Source organism: Advenella sp. EE-W14, from assembly GCF_012923605.1.
GTDB lineage: Bacteria > Pseudomonadota > Gammaproteobacteria > Burkholderiales > Burkholderiaceae_B > Advenella > Advenella alkanexedens.
The window spans coordinates 216,208-236,532 of record NZ_JAAVNG010000007.1 but is presented as its reverse complement, the minus strand read 5'-3'; the positions used below and the strand labels follow the sequence as shown (position 1 = coordinate 236,532).

Genomic DNA, 20,325 nt, shown 5'->3' with positions numbered 1-20,325 from the left:
TCTCCTCTCACTCTTTTTTGAGTGAATTTAATTAGGTGTTTTTTATGGAGTTAGAATGGTGAGGGTTCAAAACTGAAACCCTGTCCATTTCTTCTGATGTAGCCACAATAAGGATCACCAAAATGCACGGGCAGTATCAATGAGCCCGTATCGGCCGCCTTGTTTAAAAACTCATAGCGGGTATTACGGGCCACGTCCGGGTAAATGCAATAACCTGAATTAATTTCCGGCTTCACGATCTGCATGGGGCTATGGAAAATATCGCCACTGAAAACCGCCTCTTCACCCTGTGAGCGAATCCGGAAGGCCACTTGACCGGGACTGTGTCCGGCAGCATCTTCCACCTGCAGGCAATCCGCAATTTCCATCCCCGGGCGAATCATCACAGACAGGCCTTCATTCACAATTGGCATGACGCTATCGTTAAACGACTCACCGAACACGTCTATTTTCTCTTCCTTGTTCTTGCCTTGTTCACAGAACCTGAAGTCCTGTTCAGGAATGTAATATTTGGCATTCGGGAAAGTTGGCGTCCAGCGGTTATCCACCCAACGCGTGTTCCAGCCCACATGATCAGAGTGCAAATGGGTCAGCACAACATGCGTTACTTTTTCAGGGGGGGCACCGGCCGCTTCCAGCCACTCCAGAATCAGGTTATTCAGCATGTGCATGCGCGGAATATCCTGGCGATTCTTGAAGTTGCCCACGCCCGTATCCACCACGATAATATTTGAACCCGCGTGCACCACCCATAACTGGATGGTCACAATCAGCTTGTTCATGTGCGGAATCCAGTGATTGGGGGCCATCCAGCTTTCATTTTCTTCCAGGGCCTGCTGATCCATTTCCGGCAGCAAAAACTTGGGATCATGTGAAGGGGCGGAATATTCCTGGATTCGGGTTACCCGAATATCGCCAATTTGTTTAACTTGCATTGTCTTTCCTTGACGGTGGATGGGTGTTAATTATTTTTATTTGATTGAGCTGGGGTGTTTGGCCAAAGGCACAACCTTGATGGAAAAATAAGGGAACATGGGCAAGGATGACAGCAAGTCATGCAACTCATCATTGCTTTCACAGTCAAAAATGGAAATATTGGCAGGACGCCCCGCTACCCGCCACAAATGCACGAACTTGCCGGATTTCTGCATTTCAATGGCACGGTTTTTTTCTGCTTCACGCAGTTTGGCCAATTCAGCCGGATCCATATCAGCCGGTACGTTTACATCCATCATTACGCAATACAACATTATTTATATCTCCTATCAATTTAATATTTAATTTTGTTCACTATGCAAACATTTGTTTGTATTATAGATAAGCAACTTATTTTGTCAATTATCTTTTTCCCCTAATACCTGAAAAAGGGCAGACAACCTAAAATGCTGTTTAACACCCACTCACAAAAATGAAACCTGTCATCAAAGGAGACAACAATGCGCTGGAAAAACAGACCGGAAGGATCCAATTGGGGCGATTACGGGCCCGATGACCAACTGGGCAGATTAAATTTACTCACTGAAGAAGTCGTCCTGAAAGCGGCAGCCGAAATAAAAACCGGCAAAACCTTTTGCCTTTCCCTTCCGCTGGATTACCCGGGTGGCAATATACTTAACCCCCGCCGTACTCCGCCACAACTTCAGCCCACCGAGCGCGAAGGCCATCCCTACTTCAACTTCCCCATGGCAATGCTGATTCCAGGTGCCCACGACGTGCTTAGCGACGACAAAGTCACCCTTTGCCTGCAATACTCTTCACAGTGGGACAGTCTGAGCCATGTCGGTGCCCTTTTTGATGCCGACGGTGACGGTCACGCCGAACGGGTTTATTACAACGGCTTCAAGCCCAACCAGGATATCCAGGGACCTGCCGATTACGATGAAAGAAACAACTTTGCCCAAAATGATACCGGCCTGAAACACTCTTCAGCCAAGGCGCTGGACATTGCCAACTTTGCCGTCAAAGGCATTCAGGGCCGGGGCGTTATGGTCGATTTGGCGGCCCATTATGGTCGTGAACCCAAAATCATTGGCTACGATGATTTAATGCGTGTCATGGAAAAAGACAAGGTAGTCGTAGAGCAAGGCGATATTCTTGTGCTGCACACGGAATTTGCCCAATACCTGCTGGAAGCCGGTAAAAACCCTGATCCGCATACCGTACATAATATCTGCACGACCCTGAATGGCCAGGACGAAAAACTGCTTCAATGGATCAGTGATTCTGGCATTGCCGCGATTGCCGCAGACAATTATGGGGTTGAATACCCGGGGGGCTCTTTAACCGACCGGTGCTGCGCCCTGCTGCCATTGCATCATCATTGCATTTTCAAGCTGGGCATGCCTTTGGCAGAGCTATGGTATCTAAGCGATCTGGCCAAATGGCTGCGGGAAAACAAGCGTTCACGTTTTATGCTAACCGCGCCCCCTTTACGATTGCCCGGCGCAGTCGGCTCACCCGTTACACCCATTGCCACGGTTTAACCAGCGCAGACAGGTAATGATATTTTTTATTGATTGACTCCCGTCCAGGTGAACTGCTCATTGTCAGACTATTCACCTGGACGGGTCTGCGTGCACTACGCCATACTTTACATACTTTAATTACCAACCCCCAGCACCATGCTGATTTTCCTGGCGGCATCTCTTAACACTGGAAGAAACTGGTTTTCCATTTGCTCCAGTGACGTTCTGGCAGCCAGGGTAGCCACATTAATGGCGGCAATCACTTTCTGCTCCCTGTCCAGAATTGGTACAGAAATGGAGCGCACACCAATTTCCAGCCCGCCATCATTAATGGCATAGCCGTCTTCACGAATCTGGGTAATCAGGCGCTTCAGCTTGCGTTTATCGGTGATGGAGTTTTTGGTGAATTTGGTCAAGTGGCATTTTTCAAGCCAGCGCTCAAACTCATCTTCACTTAACCCCGCCAATAACACCAATCCCATTGAGGTGGTATGAACCGGCAAACGAGTCCCCACTTCAATGCTGTTGGAATAAACACTTTGTTTTTCAACCCGGGCAACATAGACAATCTCATCGCCATCCAGTACGGCCATGGAAGAGGACTCATTGAGCGTATCGGTGACTTTCTGGATAATAGCATTAGCGGCTTCCCCCAGACCAAAGGTTGACAGGTAGTCACTGCTGAATTTAAGTACCTTTGGTGTGAGCCAGAAAAGCTTGCCATCCGTAGCCACAAAACCCAACGTGCACAATGTAAGCAAAAACCTTCGTGCCGTACCCCGGGTAAGGTCTGTTCTGGCTGCAACCTGGGTCAGGGTCATTTTCTGGTGACCCTTTTCGAAACAGCCCAGTACGTTTAATCCCCGTGCCAGTGAATTAACAAAGTCCGGCTCACTCATTTGAAATACCAATCCTGAAAAATTATATAAAGTGCTGTCCCGATTATTTGCACAGAGACAATTTTTTGAAGCACACTACAGAAAAATAACGCAAGCGTGAATTATAGGAAATTTGCAACCACTTGTATCAAAAATGATACCCTCCTGCACAATATAACCACCACGGGTAGTGTTTTTACAGCATTAAGACCACAATACTAATTGCCCGGCCATTTTGTCCGAATAACAAACATTTGTTCGTATTATAAAAAATATCGCAGCAATGTCAATATAAAAAAGGGGTGGTAACCCACCCCTCTTTCACCAGCACTGAACTTTACAGGCCTTCTTGCGCCGCTTCACCCTGACGATAGGTTTCGTACACAATCACCGGGATCTTCAGGTCAGCCAGGTGTTTTTCCACCAGAGGCTTAACGTCAGACCACTCCAAACCACCCACACCAGTGGCCAGACGTGGGATTGCCAGGCTTTCAATTCCTTCGGACTCTACAAAACGCGCCAATTCTTTCAGGGCACGGCTTACGTTTTCCGTATTTGCCTTGCCTGGACGCGCTGCAGGACCTTCTCCCAGCATGTCCTGTGTCAACAGATTGACAATACGACGAACGCTGCCATCTTCATTAACACCTCCCCATGCCCATATTTCTCCTGGTTTGAGCGGGTGCACATGCGTCGACTGGCGGTAGTCGCGAACCAGTGATGGCCAGCGCTCACGCAGGCTGCGAGCTAGACCGGTATCAAAATGCTCCTGTGGCGCGATGCCATGAGCGATTAACTGTGCCTTGCTTAACAGGATGTCACCTTCAACTTCACGGATCATAGATAGTTCCTTTTATATTTCAGGTTATGGGGATGATGCCTTGATCAACCCTTCACTATCAGTATATCCATTCAAGCGTATTTATCCATGATCAAATTCAATGTTTTTGTTGATAGGCTGACCAAAACCTTAAGTCGCCCCCGAAACCATATATGTCCATTGCCAAAATCCCTGTGTTCCTGCGTTTCAGGCTGGTAACCCACGGGCTTGATGGGTGATTTTTTTTCACCTTTATTGATGAACAGTTTTTTCCTGCTCCGTTTTTCAGGATCGGCAACCGGCACGGCATTCAGCACGGCAACGCGATGGCTGATCTGTTCAACCACAGACAGGCGCGGATTGAGGCTCACATACGGGTCCTGAAAAACCATCTGGATATTTTTCCGGTACGGCCGCATGGCAGATTCTTCCAGCCTGGAAACATCATTGCCCCGAATTTGCCGCAATTGTCCGGTACTGGCATCATCACTTTAAGTGTCGAGTGACAAGCCGGCATTTAGTATTTTTTTTCTATCTGTTTGAATTATTTGAGTGATTTGTCAAACGCACGTCATGTGTTGGCAGTGCTGTCTGGACTGGGCGAGAGAAAAACGCCGGTGGTAACCGGTTTATTACGCGAGCTTTCGCCGCCTCAGCTTGAGTTGCTGGCGATGATTGCCCAAGGCTATTCCAATCAGGAAATAGCAATACAAAAAAATCTGGCGGTTCAAACCATCAAGAACCAGGCATCAGCCATTTTCAAATTACTGAATGCCAAAAACAGGATTGAGGCAATCTCAATCTACCGTTCAACAAACAGGTAAACGATCATTATCCAAGACCCGTTACCCTGATACCGCAACTGCTTCGCCTTACAGCCAGTAACCTCCAACATGCTGGCTGCTTTCTTCAACTTCGGCAATATTTTCTTTGGTGTCTTCAAACATTTCAACAAAAAAACGAACGGCTGAGTAAACAGAAACAGCCACCGCGACAAAAGGGGCAACAATACTTTCCAATTTCACCTCACGGGCTTCCTGTTTCATCAATTCACGTTTTACTTCATCTGACAAGACGATTTGATTACTGTAATTTCGCATTACAAACTCCTTTTTCATATTATGGAACATGTATGCATTATAGGGTAAACCCTAGAATATTGCAAGCAAACCCTTATAAACAATTGAATTATCAATATATTTTTTGCTTATAAAACCACGAATTTATTATTTTCCTGATTGGTTTTAACGCATCATCCGTATTATTTATTGGCAACTTCAGGTTTTTTAAAGGCTAATCAGGCTGTATTTCAAGCCATAAGGTGCATAATCAATCATTTTGAAACACTTCATTCATTGCCCACGTTCACCGCAACCGCCCCCAAAATATCAACCAGTACCCGCGGTTCAATCTCCACCAAATACCCTCTTCTTCCCCCATTGATATAAATCAGGGGCAACTCAAGAATACTGGCTTCCACCCATATCGGCATTTGCTTGCGCGTACCAAAAGGTGACGTGCCACCCACCTGATATCCCGAATGCCGGGAAGCGACCTCAGGCCGACAGGGTTGCATTTTTTTGGTGCCGATTTGTCGTGCCAGGTTTTTTAACGAAACTTCAAGGTCTCCGTGCATCAGCACGACATGTGGTTTTGCCTGTTCATCTTCCATGATAAGGGTTTTAATAACGGCATGCTCTGGCACCTTCAGCTGCCTGGCCGATTCTGCCGTACCACCATGATCCACATACTCATAGGCATGACCAACATGGGGAATCCCGTTTTTTTTCAGGAATTGGGTTGCGGGGGTTTCAGATACGTGTTTTGCTTTAGCCATATGATCAAGCTCTTGGATGATGTTGTGCATGCAGGGCTTTAAGCCGTTCTCGGGCTACATGCGTGTAAATTTGGGTGGTGGAAATATCGGAATGCCCCAGCAACAGCTGCACCACCCGCAAGTCGGCCCCATGATTCAACAGGTGCGTGGCAAAGGCATGACGTAATACATGGGGGGACAGCGGGGCATTGATATCCGCCAGCAGGGCATATTTTTTGATCAATTGCCAAAACGCCTGACGGCTCATGGCACTACCCCGTCGGGTTACAAACAGGTCATCGGATGGCCGATTACCCAATAACAGGCTGCGGCTGTTTTTCAGGTAGGCCTCCAACCAATGCACGGCTTCCGCGCCCAGCGGCACCAGACGGTCTTTGCCTCCCTTACCCATTTCCACCCGCACGATGCCCTCATTCAGGCTTAAATGCAGTACTTTAAGCGTAACCAGCTCTGTCACCCTCAACCCGGTCGCATAAAGCGTTTCCAGCATGGCCCTGTCACGCAGGCCACCCGGGGTTTCAATATCGGGGGATTCCAGCAATTCCATCACCTGACTCTCCGTCAGGGTTTTGGGGGTACGCGGGGGCTGTTTGGCAGATTGCAGTTCCAGGCATGGGTCTTTTTGTATCAAGCCCGCATCAAGGGCCCAGGCAAAATACCGTTTAAGCGAGGCCAGACGCCGATTGGCCGTACTTGCCTTGCTGCTGTCATGTTTGCTGCCAAACCAGTCCTGAATATCATTGCTACCGGCATCGATTAATGATTTGGCGGGACCCTGCTTACCCAGAAAATCCGCAAATCCGTTCAGGTCCTGCCGGTAAGCCGCCAGGGTATTGTCCGACAGCCCATCCTCAAGCCAGATTGAATCGATGAATGCATCTATGTCTGTTTGTTTCATGTTTTATTCATACAGCCTTTGGGTTTATTGAATACACCTGTTTGCAATACAAAAGACGCACCCCCCCATTGTGTTCTATGATAGGCGGTTGCGCCTGTTGGCACAAAACCCTTAACCTGTTTTTCATTAAAGTGCCGTGTATGCAGATTGCCTTTCTTGTTTTACCTGATTGTCTGATCGTTATTTTAGGCTGGATACTGTATAACAAACTACACTTTTCCAAAGAGTTTTTTTCAGGGCTTGAAAAACTGGTTTATTTCATTCTCTTCCCTGCCTTGCTGGTTCGCTCTATTGCCAGTACGCCCATGTCACTGGCTACCACCGGTAATTTCCTGCTGGCGACCACGGCCCTGGCCATGATAGCCAGTTTATGCGTGTGGCTGGCCAAGCCGATTTTAAATCCCCGTCCCATTGCCCTGGCATCGGTGGGGCAATGTGCTTACCGCTTCAACACCTATATCGGATTATCTTTAGCACCCTCACTGGCCGGCCAGGAAGGTTTGGCCAGCATGGCCGTGATTGTGGGATTTGCCATTCCCTTTGTTAATCTACTGGCGGTCAAATCCCTGGCCAGTCACCAGGGCAGCAACCTGTTCATGGAAATCCTTAAAAATCCACTGGTATTGGCCACTTTTGCCGGTCTTTTATTGAGTTTTAGCGGTTCTTCCCTGCCCACTATCCTGGACACCACACTGCTCAAGCTAAGTCACAGCTCCATTCCGCTGGGACTGCTTTGCGTCGGTGCCAGCCTTTCGTTGCAGGGTGGCAGCCGTGACGGCAGGCTGGTGGGCTGGATCCTGGCCATCCGTCTGGGCCTGATGCCCGTATTTGCCATGATAATTGCGATGACGCTGGGCTTTAGCTTTATTGATACCCAAATGTTTGTACTGTTTGCCGCCCTTCCCACCGCTTCCGCAGCCTATATTCTGGCAATCCGCATGGGGGGTGACGGCCGCCTGGTGGCCTTTACCATTTCAGCAGGCACCATTCTGAGCGTCCTGACCATTCCATTCTGGGTTTATGTGACCCAGCAACTGTTCACTTAAGGCCAGACACTTCCTGAATGGAAGCTTCGCATAACTGCGATACTGCCATGATTTCCGTTTTTCCCAAGAACCCGCATTTCTCATTGGAAAGACGGAAATCAGCCTGTCAATCCTGAAAAACACCACGACCAGCAAAACCAATCGTGAAAATGCATGAAAAAACAGCCATGAACTGTTGTTTTTAGACAATTTTTTGTTTTTTTCCAGAATTTACTTTAACTGAATTTATAATAAAAGTATTAAAAAAACCACATTTTCAGGTCTTATGTCCAGCGAACTTAACAATTTTATAACTGTTTATTTACCAGACGAAAGCGCTACCGATCGTCTGGCCCAACAGCTCGCGACCTTAATAAGCACTGAAATATCAAATGGTTGCCACCATGATCCCCACTTAAAAAAAGGGGGACACATCCACTTGAAAGGAGATCTGGGAGCAGGAAAAACAAGTTTTGCAAGAGCTTTTTTAAGGGCAATGGGGGTAACCGGGCGCATCAAAAGCCCTACGTATACCCTGCTTGAAAGCTATAAAGTTTCTAGCTTATACTTGTATCACTTTGATTTTTATAGATTTAGTGACACAAACGAATGGCAGGACGCAGGGTTCCGTGAGAATTTGCTTGAAGATGCCATCGTCCTCATCGAGTGGGCCGAAAAAGCGGGTTCAAGCCTGCCTCCCCCCGATATTGAACTGTCACTCAATTACGCTTCCTCAGGTCGCGATGCAAAAATACAAGCGTTTTCGGAAAAGGGTCAATCATGGATAAAACAGCTACAACAAATGAATATACAAACACTCGTCCAATGACGCGTCGTCGTATTCTGGCAACAGCTGCTACTCTGTTGTCACTTCCCGTCATTTCCAAAGTAGCCCAGGCAGCCACCAGCCAGATTCTGGCCGTGCGTACCTGGCCGGCCGATGAATACACGCGAGTTACCCTGGAATTGAACGCTCCTCTCAAGGCCGAGCATTTCACCCTGTCCAACCCCAATCGTCTGGTGGTTGACTTGCAGGGTCTCACCATGAGTACAGCCCTTAACTCGCTCATTTCCAAAATCAAACCCAATGACCCTTATATTTCTGCCGTACGGGTCGCCCAAAACCGTGCCGACGTTGTTCGTCTCGTCCTGGATTTAAAACAAGCCATTGCCCCCCAGGTCTTTACCCTCAAACCCATTGGCGATTACCAATACCGTCTGGTTCTGGATTTATACCCCAAGGTAGCCAAAGACCCCTTGCTGGCGCTCAGCTCGAACATGGCCGGTGACGACCCCTTGGCCAGCGTCCTGGATAAACTTGCCCAAAACCGCAACAACGCTCCTGTACCCTCCGTCAACGGTCAGGTACAACCGCGCCAGCCTGCTAATACCGGAAATCGTGGCGGTGCCAACCGTCCGATTCTTATCGCCATTGATCCGGGGCATGGTGGAGAAGATCCTGGCGCCATTGGCGGCATGGGTACCAAAGAAAAAGATATCGTCCTGGCCATTGGCCGTCGCCTGCGCAATCTTATTAATGCACAGCCCAATATGCGTGCCTACATGACCCGCGATGCCGATTTTTTTGTCCCATTGCATGTTCGTGTCCAGAAAGCCCGCCGGGTCAAGGCCGACCTTTTCATCTCCATTCACGCCGATGCCTTCACCAACAAATCCGCACGCGGAACCTCTGTCTTTGCGCTTTCCCGCGGTGGCGCTTCCAGTGCTTCTGCCCGCTGGCTGGCTAAAAAAGAAAATGCCGCCGACCTGATTGGCGGTATCGATATTGGCAATCACGACAGACACACCGCCAGCGTGTTACTGGATATGTCAACGACCGCCCAAATCAAGGATTCCCTGGATATCGGTCACCGCGTGCTTAACTCTTTGGCCCAGGTTAACGGCATCCAGAGTCGGCGCGTTGAACAGGCCGGTTTTGCGGTCTTAAGGGCACCAGACATCCCTTCCATCCTGGTTGAAACCGCCTTCATTTCCAATCCGCAAGAAGAACGCTTCCTAAGAAACACTAACAACCAGCAACAAATTGCCAGCGCGATTTTATCTGGGGTCAAGGGTTATTTTGCAACAAACCCCCCACTTGCCCGTATAGGGTAGACACATTGTTGCTTTTAAGGCAAAATGAAAATGCATGCGATAGTAGCGCATGCATTTTGCTGCAGTACCTTTACGGAGCCGTTTACGGCTCCCTTTTTCATTTAGCTGAAATTTTCCTTTAGGCAACATGCCAAGACGCCATATTTCCCCCCTTCCCGATCAACTCATCAGCCAGATCGCGGCCGGTGAAGTCATCGAGCGCCCCGCCTCAGTCCTCAAGGAATTGCTTGAAAATGCCATTGATGCACAGGCACGCGCCATTGAAATCCGCCTTGAAGGTGGAGGAATCAAGCGAATCTGTATCACCGATGACGGTACCGGCATCCCCAGGGACGAGTTGCCACTGGCCCTCATGCGCCATGCCACCAGCAAAATCACCTCACTTGAGGAACTGGAATCGGTCAACTCCATGGGTTTCCGGGGCGAGGCTCTGGCCTCGATTGCCTCGGTGTCACGACTTGTCATTACCTCTCGCACACAGACCGATGATCACGCCTGGCAAATAGATGCGGCTCACAATGAAATAACACCGGCCTCTGGCGCTTATGGCACCACCATCGACATGCGCCAGCTGTTTGACCGGATCCCGGCCCGCCGCAAGTTCCTGAAATCGGAAACAACGGAACTGGGGCATTGCCTGGATGCCGTGGAAAGAATCGCCATGGCGTTCCCGGAAGTGGCTTTTCGCCTTTTTCATAACGACAAGGCCTACCGCCAATGGGTAAGCACCGATTCGTTTCAGCGCATCCGTGATGTATTGGGAGCCGAGTTTATCGATGCCGGCATTCCCGTGAATGCCGACGTTGGCCTGGCCAGCCTGCACGGGCTGATCACCCAACCCAATGCCGCCCGCAGCCGTGCCGATAAACAATACCTGTATGTGAATGGCCGCTATGTACGCGATCGCACCGTGTCCCATGCCATTCGCACTGCCTATGCCGATGTCTTGCACGGTGACCGCCAGCCGGCCTATGTCCTGTTCCTGAATATCGATCCCAATACGGTCGATGTCAACGTACACCCCGCCAAACATGAAGTCAGATTCAGGGATGGTGGCGCGGTTTACCGTTGTGTTTCGCAAACCGTTGCCGCTGCACTGGCCAGTGCAGGCGGCCAGCAAGATGCCATGAACCGGCTGCCGGCCCAACTGCCTGCCGGACTTGCGCCAGCCACCTTGCCTGACACATCAACAACCACCAGTCACAATGGCGGCACTTCCCCGGCCAACCAGCCAGCCGCCCGCTTCAACCCCTATCAGCGGCAAACACCTTTGAGCCTGGACCATCAACAGGCCTGGACCCAGGCTTACCGTCCACTAGCATCTTCCGACCAGCTGCCGGCCAGCCACTTCAATGAAAACGCACCGGGAAACAATACAACCGGCACGGTGGGAGCCGTTTTCAATCCCCCTGCTTACCCGGCCAGCACAGCCGGTAAAACACCTCCCGCTTCCCTGCCCGAAGAAGATACATTTCCACTGGGCATGGCACTGGGCCAGTTGCATGGTATCTATATCCTGGCTCAAAACTCCAGGGGACTGGTGCTGGTAGACATGCATGCCGCCCACGAAAGGGTGGTTTATGAAAAGCTGAAAACCGCCCTGGACACGCACAGCATGCCCAGACAAGACCTGCTGGTGCCGGTTGTTTTTCATTGCTCTGAAAAAGAAGTGGCCTTGCTGGAGGAACACCACGAAGCCTTGCATGCGCTGGGACTTAACCTGACGGCTGCCGGCCCACGTGCCATTACCGTGCGCTCGGTACCCGCTTTGCTGGCCCATGGCGATATTGAATCCCTGGTACTGCATGTTTTGAAAGACTTGAGCCAGGCCGGTGTATCCAGACACCTGACCGAACAGCGCAATGAGTTGCTCTCCACCATGGCCTGCCACGGCTCCGTCAGGGCCAATCGCCGTTTAAGCCTGGAAGAAATGAATGCCCTGCTGCGCCAAATGGAACAGACCGAAAGGGCCAACCAGTGCAACCATGGCCGCCCCACCTGGTTCCAATGGACCATGAACGACCTGGATAAACTGTTCATGCGCGGGCAATAAAGCAGCAAAAAGCATCGGGGTTCCCAATAATCAGGCTTCGGCTAATGCTAAACTACCCCTTGAACGGGCAGAAAACTCACTGCCTGTTATTTTTTGTGTTTTTTTCATAACAGCCCATTGCCATCCAAGACCATGCCAACTCAGGACACCAGGCACCCAGCCATTATTTGTATTGCAGGCCCCACCGCATCCGGTAAAAGCGCCAGTGTACTGGCCATTGCCCAACGCTGGCCCATTGAAATCATTAATGTGGACTCGGCCACTATTTATAAAGGCATGGATATTGGCACCGCCAAGCCATCCCGGGAAGAACAGGCACAAACCCCCCAGCACCTGCTGGACATCCGTGATCCGGCACAAACCTACAGTGCCGCCGAATTCACCCGGGATGCCGCAGAACTTATTTCCGCCATTCAGGCGCGGGGCCGGATTCCAATCCTGGCCGGTGGCACCATGATGTATTACAAGGCACTGCGCGAAGGGCTTAATGAATTGCCGGCTGCCCATGAGGATATTCGCCAGGAGCTGGAGGATTTTGCCCGTCAGCACGGCTGGCCCGCCCTGCATGCTGAATTGGCCAAGGTCGATCCCGTTACCGCTGCCCGCCTGGCTCCCAATGACAGCCAGCGGGTACAACGTGCAATGGAAATTTATCGCATTTCCGGCAAGCCCATGTCTGTACTGCTTGAGCAGCCGGCAGAAAAAGCCGGTGATTTTCTGTACAAAACCATCAGCCTTGAGCCAGCCAACCGCCTGGATCTGCACGAGCGCATCGCCGCCCGGTTTGATCAGATGCTTGAAAAGGGGTTTGTTGAGGAAGTCCAACAGCTTAAACAACGCCCCGAGCTGCACGCTGACCTGCCATCCATTCGCTGCGTGGGATACCGGCAAATATGGTCACACTTGAATGGCGACTATGATTTGCCAGAGGCCCGTGAAAAAGCCATTGCCGCCACGCGCCAGCTGGCAAAACGCCAAATTACCTGGTTGCGCGCCCAACCCGACCGAATCCGGATTGATTGCATGGCCCATAACGTGGCAGTGCAGGTCATAGACGCCATTGCCCATGACCTGGAGACCTCCCTCCAACAATAAAACAAGGGCTTGCCACGGCAAGCCCTTATTGCTTTTTTGCGTTGTTTTATAACTTAAACAACGACGGTCTGTTCCATGCCATCTTCCTGCGGAACGATTTCACCCAGCTGATAAACGGTTTCACCCTGCTCCTGCAAGGTGGCAGTAATGTCCGCGGCCTGGCTGGCGGAAACCACCAGCACCATGCCAATACCACAGTTGAATACACGATGCATTTCGGTGTCTTCAACATTACCCTCTTGTTGCAGCCACTTGAACAGTTCAGGCAATTCCCAGGCGTCTTTGCTTAAACGGGCGGACAGACCAGGTTGCAAAATACGGGGTACGTTGTCTAACAGGCCACCACCGGTAATGTGGGCCAGGCCCTTGATATCGGTACCATGCTTGGCCAGTGCAGCCAGCACCTGTTTAACATAAATACGGGTCGGCGCCATGACAACATCAACCAGGGGTTGACCGTGGAAGTCGTCATTGGGCTGGGCGCCGGCACGTTCAATAATTTTACGGATCAGGGAAAAACCGTTTGAGTGTGCACCGCTGGATGCCAGGCCCAGAATACGGTCACCGACCTGAATGGACTTGCCATTGATGATCCTGGATTTTTCAACCGCACCCACGGCAAAACCGGCCAGGTCATATTCACCGTCCGGATACATGCCGGGCATTTCCGCGGTTTCACCACCAATCAGGGCGCAGCCGGAAAGCTCACAACCCTTGGCAATACCTCCTACCACGCTGGCCGCGGTATCCACGGACAGTTTTCCGCAGGCAAAGTAGTCAAGGAAAAACAATGGCTCGGCCCCTTGCACCAGGATATCGTTTACACTCATGGCTACCAGGTCGATACCTACCGTATCGTGGCGATTCCACTCAAACGCGAGACGCAATTTGGTACCCACACCATCGGTGCCGGAAACAAGAACGGGTTCCTGGTATTTTTTGGGTACTTCAAACAAAGCCCCAAAACCGCCGATCCCGGCCATCACACCTTCGCGCATGGTTTTGGCAGCCAATGGCTTGATGCGATCAACCAATGCGTCGCCAGCATCAATATCCACACCTGCATCACGATAGGTCAAAGAGGATTTTGTTGAATTTGTCATGAGAAACGAGCCTAAATATGTAAAAATGTCATAAATCAAATGGAGTAAACGCAATTTTACGATGAATGAGAAAAATTTACGTAGAAATCAGACACTTTTGTGGTCAGGAGTTGGAATATGCCTGCTAATTCTACTTTATATCCTGTCTCCGGTGCTGACTCCGTTCATGCTGGCACTGGCGCTGGCCTATATTCTGGCCCCCGGTGTAGAGTTGCTGGTCCGTTTACATCTGCCACGCTGGCTGGCCGTGTTCTTCATGGTGTTTTTACTGTTTGCCGTCCTTCTGGGCATCATGTTGATCATTATTCCGCTGTTACGTCGGGAAATCAATCTGGTTATCGGGCAATTGCCAATATGGGTTCATCAATACAATACCCAACTGGCTCCCAACATTGATGAATGGCTTGGCGTAGACAGCAAACTGGATATCTCCCGCATCCGCCTGCTCCTGCAAGATGCCGTCACCGGCACCGACAGCCTTTTCACGACGGCACTCAATTATCTGAAAGCCAGTGGCTCCACCCTGGTTTTCTATATTGCCAGTGGCATGCTCACCCCGGTTGTGCTGGTTTACCTGTTATTTGACTGGAACACTTTCCTCCACCGTTTCAGTGAAATCATTCCACGCCGCTTTCTGAATACCGCCCTTGATATCGGCAATGAAATAGACAAACTGCTGTCCAGTTTCCTGCGCGGACAAATTCTGGTCATGCTGATTCTGGCGGTTTATTACAGCGTTGGCCTGTCCATTGCCGATTTTGACAGTGCGATTCCCATTGGCGTCATTACCGGATTACTGGTTTTTATCCCTTATTTGGGCTTCGGACTGGGATTATTGCTCGCAATCCTCTCGGCTCTATTACAATTCGAGGGTTACTACGGTCTTATTGCCGTTGCTATTGTGTTCGGCATAGGTCAGGTTTTCGAAAGCTTATATTTAACCCCCAAGATTATGGGTGACCGAATTGGCTTGCATCCACTGGTCATCATTTTTGCCCTGTTTGTATTTGGCGAAATTTTTGGCTTTTTTGGTGTTCTGCTTGCCCTGCCGATCAGTGCAGCCCTGTCGGTATTGGTCCGTCGCGTTTATGGTCAATACCTGAATAGTACTTTTTATAAAAATGAATGAACAATTAACGCTTGAAGTCTCTCCGGTTCCCGAGCCCACCCTTGACAATTTCATCGTGGGGCAAAACGCTGAAGCCATTACCACGCTGCGTCACCTCCAGCCGGGGCAATCACTCTATCTTTGGGGAAGCAACGGCTGTGGCAAAACCCATTTACTCAAAGCGATGGCTGCCTGCCACCAGGGCACTTATTTCAATCATGAAAGCCACCCCTTTCTGGCATCCATTACTTTCCAGAATACCCCACCCCTGGTGGCCATTGATGACATTGAATCCTTAAACGAAGACCAACAGGCCGAACTGTTCAGTCTGTATAATGAATGGAAACTGCGCAAGAACACGCCCGATGCCTTCATACTGCTGGTTTCCGGCAATGTATCTCCGCTGGCCATGCCTATCCGTGAAGATCTGCGAACCCGACTTGGTTGGGAACTGGTCTATCGGCTCGAACAACTCAGTGACGAGCAACGCCTTACCGCTTTGCAACATCGTGCCCGCGAAAAAGGCTTGCAATTAAGCCACGAAGTCACGCATTGGATTTTCACCCATTATTCGCGTGATATTGCCGCCCTTTTCAACCTGCTCGATGCCCTGGACACCTATTCACTGTCTACAAGACGCCCTATTACCGTCCCTTTACTTAAAGCTTTTTTCATTAAAACAAAATCATGACATCTACCAATCTGGCCCTTTTCGATCTTGACCATACGCTGCTCCCCATTGACACTGATCGCGAATGGGTTGATTTTTTAGCTCGCAACAATCTGGCCGGTGATCCTGTCGCCATCCAGCAAAAAAACCATGAACTGATGGAAAAATACACGGCAGGTATTCTGAAAATAGAGGAATCTGCCGAGTTCATGCTGAGCTTTCTTAAAATGCACAGCCCTTATGACCTGGCCCGGTTCCATGAGCAATTCATGTGTGAGGTGGTGCGTCCCACCATTCAGGCCAGTGCCATCGACCTGGTTCGCCAGCACCAGGAAAACGGTGATCTGTGCTGCATTGTGACGGCCACCAACTCTTTCGTCACGTCCCCGGTAGCCCGTGCGTTTGGTATCGAACATTTAATCGGCACCCTGCCCGAATATGTCAACGGCCGCTTTACCGGCCGGGTGCAAGGCGTCCCCAGTTACAAGGAAGGCAAGGTAACCCGCGTTAACATGTGGCTTGAGTCCATGGGCAAAAAACTGGACGATTTTACCGAGTCCTATTTTTATAGCGACTCGCAAAATGACCTGCCCCTGCTTGAAGTTGTCAGTAACCCGGTTGCCACCAACCCCAATGAGTTCCTGCGTAAAACAGCACATGAAAACGGCTGGCCAGTTCTTGATCTGTTTGCTTTAAAATAACAATATCTTCATTTATTTCGTCCCTATGATCAAAAGCACCATTAAAAGCTTCGTCAGCCGCCTGTTCAATTCCCCGGCCAGCGACACAAAAAAAACCAAAGCCCGGATTTACCACCAGGAGCAACACGGCATTGATCGCCGGCTTGTCTCGCGCAACGCCATCAAGGTCTGCGAGGTATTAAACCAGAAAGGGTTCCAGGCCTTTATCGTAGGAGGTGCCGTGCGCGATCTTATCCTGGGCCTGGAGCCCAAGGATTTTGATGTGGCCACCAATGCCACCCCCGAAGAGGTCCGTGCCTCTTTCCGGCGAGCCCGCATTATTGGCCGGCGCTTTCAATTGGTGCACGTGGTTTTTGGCCCCGAAATCATTGAAACCTCAACTTTCAGGGCCAATAGCAATGGCCAGAACAAAACCGATGAACACGGCCGCATCCTCAACGACAACGTCTTCGGCACCCAGGAAGAAGATGCCGCCCGACGCGATTTCACCCTTAACGCCCTGTATTACGACCCGCTTACCGAGCAGGTGATCGACTACCATAATGGCCTGTCAGATCTTCGCAAGCACATCGTACGCATTATTGGCGACCCTGAAACCCGTTACCGCGAAGATCCGGTCCGCATGTTGCGGGCGGTACGCTTTGCCGCCAAACTGAATGGCACTATCGAGCCCCACACCAAGGAACCCATCAAACGACTGGCCGATCTCATTTCCAATGTGCCCGACTCGCGCCTGTTTGATGAAACCCTTAAACTCATGACCTGCGGCAATGCCCTGGCCTGTCTGAAACAGCTTCGCGAAGAAGGCCTGCACGAAGGAACCCTGCCCCTGCTGGATGTGGTCCTGAAGCAGCCAGGTGGCCAGAAATTTGTCGAACTGACTCTTGACCGCACCGATCACCGGGTCCGTCAGGGCAAGTCGGTCAGCCCCAGTTTCCTTTATGCCGCGCTGTTATGGCGCCTGGTGGATGTGTACTGGAAACGTAATATTGCGCAAAAAGAACCGCCCATGCAGGCACTGATTCATGCGGCAGACCAGGTGCTTGAAGACCAGGTTCACAAACTGGCCATCCAGCGGCGTCACACCACCGATATGCGTGAAATCTGGTTCATGCAGCCCCGCTTTGAACATCCCGTTCCACGCCAGATCTGGAAAATGACCGAGCAGCCCCGTTTTCGGGCCGCCTGTGATTTTCTGCAATTGCGTGCAGCCAGCGGTGAATTCGATAGCGTTCAGGCTCAATGGTGGATGGATCTGGCAGATACCGATGCGGCTGGCAAAACCCGGATGATTGAAGAACTGACGCAAAAACTGAAAGGCACCCCCGGTTCGGCGGGTACCGCACGCAAACGTCGCAAGCGTCGTTCGCCTGCCCGCAAGAAAGCCGCTTTGCCACAGCAGGACATTTCATGAACATCGCGTATATCGGCCTTGGCTCCAATCTGGGTGAAAGTCGCAATATCCTGCAACAGGCACTGGTCAATCTGGCCGACCATCCGTCCATTCACCAGCTGGAGTGTTCCCGCTTTTACCGCAGCAGCCCGGTCGATTCATCAGGGCCCGACTATGTCAACGCGGTCGCCCGGCTTGAAACCTCATTAAGCTCATTGGCGCTGCTGCATCTGCTGCAAGAAATTGAAAACCGCTATGGCCGGGAACGGCCCTATATAAACGCGCCCCGCACACTGGATCTGGACATCCTGCTATTCAACGATGAAATCAATCATTCGGCTGAACTGACCCTGCCGCATCCGCGCATGCACCAACGGGCCTTTGTGTTATTGCCCCTGCAAGACTTGGCACCAGACATTGTTCTGGCTCAAGGTACCCTTGACACCCTGCTGGAGCAGTGCAAAGACCAGGGCATTGAACTGCTTTAAACCTGAATCAACATATCTTTCATTATCAAGGCATACGAACCGTTGCAAACGTGAAAACACCACATTAAGCACATAAAAAAACACCGGCGGATAATAAAACCCGACCGGTGTTTTTGTCTTCAACAACAGAAACGGCTTACAACTCTTCTACCGCTACTGGAATTTTACCGATTTTGGCTTGCCATTCTCTGGGACCTGTTTTATGAACAGAGGTACCTTCGGAATCAACGGCGACGGTTACCGGCATGTCTTTCACTTCAAACTCGTAAATGGCTTCCATGCCCAGGTCCTCGAAGCCCACGACTTTAGCGCTACGAATCGCTTTGGACACCAGGTAAGCCGAACCACCCACCGCCATTAAATAAGCCGATTTGTGCTTGCGAATGGACTCGATCGCGACCGGTCCGCGCTCGGCCTTGCCGATCATGGAAATCAGGCCGGTTTTTTCCAGCATCATATCGGTGAATTTGTCCATACGGGTTGCCGTGGTGGGGCCTGCAGGGCCAACCACTTCATCACGCACCGGATCAACCGGGCCAACATAATAAATAACACGGTTGGTGAAATCAACCGGCAATGACTCGCCCTTGGCCAACATGTCCTGGATGCGCTTGTGGGCGGCATCACGACCGGTCAGCATTTTGCCGGACAGCAACAGGGTTTGACCGGGTTTCCAGCTGGCCACTTCTTCTTTGGTCAGGGTATCCAGATTCACCTGTTTGGACTTGTTGTAATCGGGTGCCCATTGCACATCTGGCCAATCAGACAAAGAAGGCGGTGTTAACACGGCAACGCCTGAACCATCCAGTACAAAGTGGGCATGACGGGTTGCCGCACAGTTTGGAATCATGGCGATGGGTTTAGAGGCGGCATGGGTTGGGTAAGTATTGATTTTGACATCCAGCACGGTTGTCAGGCCACCCAAACCCTGGGCACCAATTCCCAGGGCATTGACTTTTTCATACAGCTCGATACGCAACTCTTCGAGTTTGTTTTGCGGGCCACGGGCCAGCAACTCGTACATGTCGATGTCTTCCATCAGTGACTGCTTGGCCATTAACATGGCTTTTTCAGCGGTACCACCCACCCCTATACCCAACATGCCTGGAGGACACCAGCCGGCCCCCATTTGCGGAACGGTTTTCAGTACCCAGTCAACGATCGAGTCACTGGGGTTGAGCATGGCGAACTTGGTTTTGTTTTCTGAACCACCGCCTTTGGCCGCAACCTGAACGTCAACCTTGTCACCAGGAACCAGCTCAACGCTCAGGATACAGGGGGTATTATCTTTGGTATTCTTGCGCTCAAAAATGGGGTCAGCCAGCACGGAAGCACGCAGCTTGTTGTCAGGATCCAGATAACCGCGACGAACGCCTTCATCACATGCCTCTTGCAGCGTACCTTTCAGATCAAACTTGACATCCATACCCACTTTCAGGAAAACGTTCACAATGCCGGTATCCTGACAAATGGGGCGATGCCCTTCCGCGCACATGCGGGAGTTGGTCAGAATTTGGGCAATCGCATCTTTAGCTGCCAGGCTTTCTTCGCGCTCATAGGCACGAGCCAGATGCTGAATATAGTCGGCAGGATGGTAAAAACTGATGAACTGGATCGCATCCGCGATGGATTGGATCAGGTCCTCTTCTTTGATAATGGTAGTCATTGTTCAATCA

At 50.7% G+C, this 20,325-nt stretch carries 22 protein-coding genes; 12 read left to right on the top strand and 10 right to left on the bottom strand.

Annotated elements, in window-relative coordinates; all coding sequences use genetic code 11:
* Positions 1 to 50 precede the first annotated feature (50 nt).
* Both HCX92_RS05220 and HCX92_RS05215 read right to left on the bottom strand, forming a co-directional pair.
* Positions 51 to 935, bottom strand: coding sequence for an MBL fold metallo-hydrolase (locus HCX92_RS05220; RefSeq protein WP_169293871.1), 885 nt, complete (start codon positions 933 to 935; stop codon positions 51 to 53).
* Between the two features lie 36 nt (positions 936 to 971).
* Positions 972 to 1,250 (bottom strand): muconolactone Delta-isomerase, encoded by a 279-nt coding sequence (locus HCX92_RS05215; protein WP_169293870.1) that lies wholly within the window; start codon positions 1,248 to 1,250, stop codon positions 972 to 974.
* 186 nt (positions 1,251 to 1,436) lie between these two features.
* On the opposite strand from HCX92_RS05215, the gene HCX92_RS05210 reads away from it, so the two are divergent.
* The gene (locus HCX92_RS05210; RefSeq protein ID WP_169293869.1) at positions 1,437 to 2,483 is read left to right on the top strand and encodes a cyclase family protein; all 1,047 of its coding nucleotides are present in this window, start codon (positions 1,437 to 1,439) and stop codon (positions 2,481 to 2,483) included.
* Between the two features lie 116 nt (positions 2,484 to 2,599).
* On the opposite strand, the gene HCX92_RS05205 is transcribed toward HCX92_RS05210, so the two are convergent.
* The 3 genes from HCX92_RS05205 to HCX92_RS05195 form a co-directional block, all read right to left on the bottom strand.
* A complete protein-coding gene (locus tag HCX92_RS05205) occupies positions 2,600 to 3,364 on the bottom strand; it encodes an IclR family transcriptional regulator C-terminal domain-containing protein (RefSeq protein ID WP_169293868.1) in 765 nt (254 codons plus the stop codon).
* Positions 3,365 to 3,680: 316 nt separating this feature from the next.
* On the bottom strand, positions 3,681 to 4,184 hold the full coding sequence (locus tag HCX92_RS05200) for a macro domain-containing protein (RefSeq protein WP_169293867.1): 504 nt from the start codon (positions 4,182 to 4,184) through the stop codon (positions 3,681 to 3,683).
* A 71-nt stretch (positions 4,185 to 4,255) separates the two neighbouring features.
* Positions 4,256 to 4,534 carry a hypothetical protein gene (locus HCX92_RS05195; protein WP_169293866.1) on the bottom strand — a complete coding sequence of 93 codons (279 nt, stop codon included), beginning with the start codon at positions 4,532 to 4,534 and terminating at the stop codon, positions 4,256 to 4,258.
* Positions 4,535 to 4,711: 177 nt separating this feature from the next.
* Here HCX92_RS05195 and HCX92_RS05190 point away from each other — a divergent pair, with 177 nt between their 5' ends.
* Positions 4,712 to 4,987: a response regulator transcription factor gene (locus tag HCX92_RS05190; protein WP_169293865.1), complete on the top strand. Its 276-nt coding sequence runs from the start codon at positions 4,712 to 4,714 to the stop codon at positions 4,985 to 4,987.
* A gap of 48 nt (positions 4,988 to 5,035) precedes the next feature.
* On the opposite strand, the gene HCX92_RS05185 is transcribed toward HCX92_RS05190, so the two are convergent.
* From HCX92_RS05185 to xerD, 3 genes are all read right to left on the bottom strand, one after another.
* Positions 5,036 to 5,263 (bottom strand): hypothetical protein, encoded by a 228-nt coding sequence (locus HCX92_RS05185; RefSeq protein ID WP_169293864.1) that lies wholly within the window; start codon positions 5,261 to 5,263, stop codon positions 5,036 to 5,038.
* Positions 5,264 to 5,511: 248 nt separating this feature from the next.
* A complete protein-coding gene (locus HCX92_RS05180) occupies positions 5,512 to 6,000 on the bottom strand; it encodes an aminoacyl-tRNA deacylase (protein ID WP_169293863.1) in 489 nt (162 codons plus the stop codon).
* 4 nt (positions 6,001 to 6,004) lie between these two features.
* The gene (gene xerD, locus HCX92_RS05175) at positions 6,005 to 6,898 is read right to left on the bottom strand and encodes a site-specific tyrosine recombinase XerD (protein WP_169293862.1); all 894 of its coding nucleotides are present in this window, start codon (positions 6,896 to 6,898) and stop codon (positions 6,005 to 6,007) included.
* Between the two features lie 140 nt (positions 6,899 to 7,038).
* Between xerD and HCX92_RS05170 the strand changes: the two genes are divergently transcribed.
* The 5 genes from HCX92_RS05170 to miaA all read left to right on the top strand — a co-directional run bounded on the left by HCX92_RS05170 (position 7,039) and on the right by miaA (position 13,186).
* On the top strand, positions 7,039 to 7,944 hold the full coding sequence (locus tag HCX92_RS05170) for an AEC family transporter (protein ID WP_169293861.1): 906 nt from the start codon (positions 7,039 to 7,041) through the stop codon (positions 7,942 to 7,944).
* Positions 7,945 to 8,209: 265 nt separating this feature from the next.
* Entirely contained in the window at positions 8,210 to 8,752 is a 543-nt protein-coding gene (gene tsaE, locus HCX92_RS05165; RefSeq protein ID WP_169293860.1) for a tRNA (adenosine(37)-N6)-threonylcarbamoyltransferase complex ATPase subunit type 1 TsaE, read from the top strand.
* The gene (locus tag HCX92_RS05160; protein WP_169293859.1) at positions 8,704 to 10,038 is read left to right on the top strand and encodes an N-acetylmuramoyl-L-alanine amidase; all 1,335 of its coding nucleotides are present in this window, start codon (positions 8,704 to 8,706) and stop codon (positions 10,036 to 10,038) included. Before tsaE ends, HCX92_RS05160 begins: the two co-directional genes overlap by 49 nt.
* A gap of 127 nt (positions 10,039 to 10,165) precedes the next feature.
* Positions 10,166 to 12,091 (top strand): DNA mismatch repair endonuclease MutL, encoded by a 1,926-nt coding sequence (gene mutL / locus HCX92_RS05155; protein WP_169293858.1) that lies wholly within the window; start codon positions 10,166 to 10,168, stop codon positions 12,089 to 12,091.
* A gap of 132 nt (positions 12,092 to 12,223) precedes the next feature.
* Complete coding sequence (miaA, locus tag HCX92_RS05150) at positions 12,224 to 13,186, top strand: tRNA (adenosine(37)-N6)-dimethylallyltransferase MiaA (protein WP_169293857.1); 963 nt, start codon at positions 12,224 to 12,226, stop codon at positions 13,184 to 13,186.
* A 53-nt stretch (positions 13,187 to 13,239) separates the two neighbouring features.
* On the opposite strand, the gene purM is transcribed toward miaA, so the two are convergent.
* A complete protein-coding gene (purM, locus tag HCX92_RS05145; RefSeq protein WP_169293856.1) occupies positions 13,240 to 14,289 on the bottom strand; it encodes a phosphoribosylformylglycinamidine cyclo-ligase in 1,050 nt (349 codons plus the stop codon).
* A gap of 97 nt (positions 14,290 to 14,386) precedes the next feature.
* Here purM and HCX92_RS05140 point away from each other — a divergent pair, with 97 nt between their 5' ends.
* The 5 genes from HCX92_RS05140 to folK are packed head-to-tail and all read left to right on the top strand — an operon-like array spanning position 14,387 to position 18,649.
* Positions 14,387 to 15,418 (top strand): AI-2E family transporter, encoded by a 1,032-nt coding sequence (locus HCX92_RS05140; RefSeq protein WP_246587444.1) that lies wholly within the window; start codon positions 14,387 to 14,389, stop codon positions 15,416 to 15,418.
* A complete protein-coding gene (gene hda, locus HCX92_RS05135) occupies positions 15,411 to 16,088 on the top strand; it encodes a DnaA regulatory inactivator Hda (protein WP_169293854.1) in 678 nt (225 codons plus the stop codon). The genes HCX92_RS05140 and hda overlap by 8 nt, the downstream gene beginning before the upstream one ends.
* Positions 16,085 to 16,768: an HAD family phosphatase gene (locus HCX92_RS05130; protein ID WP_169293853.1), complete on the top strand. Its 684-nt coding sequence runs from the start codon at positions 16,085 to 16,087 to the stop codon at positions 16,766 to 16,768. Before hda ends, HCX92_RS05130 begins: the two co-directional genes overlap by 4 nt.
* A gap of 25 nt (positions 16,769 to 16,793) precedes the next feature.
* The gene (gene pcnB / locus HCX92_RS05125; RefSeq protein ID WP_169293852.1) at positions 16,794 to 18,182 is read left to right on the top strand and encodes a polynucleotide adenylyltransferase PcnB; all 1,389 of its coding nucleotides are present in this window, start codon (positions 16,794 to 16,796) and stop codon (positions 18,180 to 18,182) included.
* Positions 18,179 to 18,649 carry a 2-amino-4-hydroxy-6-hydroxymethyldihydropteridine diphosphokinase gene (gene folK, locus HCX92_RS05120; RefSeq protein ID WP_169293851.1) on the top strand — a complete coding sequence of 157 codons (471 nt, stop codon included), beginning with the start codon at positions 18,179 to 18,181 and terminating at the stop codon, positions 18,647 to 18,649. The genes pcnB and folK overlap by 4 nt, the downstream gene beginning before the upstream one ends.
* Positions 18,650 to 18,785: 136 nt before the next feature.
* Here folK and HCX92_RS05115 read toward each other — a convergent pair whose 3' ends face one another.
* Positions 18,786 to 20,315 carry a fumarate hydratase gene (locus tag HCX92_RS05115; protein WP_169293850.1) on the bottom strand — a complete coding sequence of 510 codons (1,530 nt, stop codon included), beginning with the start codon at positions 20,313 to 20,315 and terminating at the stop codon, positions 18,786 to 18,788.
* Positions 20,316 to 20,325: the final 10 nt, after the last annotated feature.

Coding starts and splice junctions, on each gene's coding strand:
- HCX92_RS05200 (WP_169293867.1), bottom strand. CDS start 4,184: ATGATCCGTGAAGTTGAAGGTGACATCCTGTTAAGCAAGGCACAGTTA.
- HCX92_RS05130 (WP_169293853.1), top strand. CDS start 16,085: ATGACATCTACCAATCTGGCCCTTTTCGATCTTGACCATACGCTGCTC.
- purM (WP_169293856.1), bottom strand. CDS start 14,289: ATGACAAATTCAACAAAATCCTCTTTGACCTATCGTGATGCAGGTGTG.
- HCX92_RS05115 (WP_169293850.1), bottom strand. CDS start 20,315: ATGACTACCATTATCAAAGAAGAGGACCTGATCCAATCCATCGCGGAT.
- HCX92_RS05215 (WP_169293870.1), bottom strand. CDS start 1,250: ATGTTGTATTGCGTAATGATGGATGTAAACGTACCGGCTGATATGGAT.
- HCX92_RS05210 (WP_169293869.1), top strand. CDS start 1,437: ATGCGCTGGAAAAACAGACCGGAAGGATCCAATTGGGGCGATTACGGG.
- HCX92_RS05220 (WP_169293871.1), bottom strand. CDS start 935: ATGCAAGTTAAACAAATTGGCGATATTCGGGTAACCCGAATCCAGGAA.
- HCX92_RS05160 (WP_169293859.1), top strand. CDS start 8,704: ATGGATAAAACAGCTACAACAAATGAATATACAAACACTCGTCCAATG.
- hda (WP_169293854.1), top strand. CDS start 15,411: ATGAATGAACAATTAACGCTTGAAGTCTCTCCGGTTCCCGAGCCCACC.
- xerD (WP_169293862.1), bottom strand. CDS start 6,898: ATGAAACAAACAGACATAGATGCATTCATCGATTCAATCTGGCTTGAG.
- HCX92_RS05180 (WP_169293863.1), bottom strand. CDS start 6,000: ATGGCTAAAGCAAAACACGTATCTGAAACCCCCGCAACCCAATTCCTG.
- folK (WP_169293851.1), top strand. CDS start 18,179: ATGAACATCGCGTATATCGGCCTTGGCTCCAATCTGGGTGAAAGTCGC.
- pcnB (WP_169293852.1), top strand. CDS start 16,794: ATGATCAAAAGCACCATTAAAAGCTTCGTCAGCCGCCTGTTCAATTCC.
- mutL (WP_169293858.1), top strand. CDS start 10,166: ATGCCAAGACGCCATATTTCCCCCCTTCCCGATCAACTCATCAGCCAG.
- HCX92_RS05185 (WP_169293864.1), bottom strand. CDS start 5,263: ATGCGAAATTACAGTAATCAAATCGTCTTGTCAGATGAAGTAAAACGT.
- miaA (WP_169293857.1), top strand. CDS start 12,224: ATGCCAACTCAGGACACCAGGCACCCAGCCATTATTTGTATTGCAGGC.
- HCX92_RS05170 (WP_169293861.1), top strand. CDS start 7,039: ATGCAGATTGCCTTTCTTGTTTTACCTGATTGTCTGATCGTTATTTTA.
- tsaE (WP_169293860.1), top strand. CDS start 8,210: ATGTCCAGCGAACTTAACAATTTTATAACTGTTTATTTACCAGACGAA.
- HCX92_RS05205 (WP_169293868.1), bottom strand. CDS start 3,364: ATGAGTGAGCCGGACTTTGTTAATTCACTGGCACGGGGATTAAACGTA.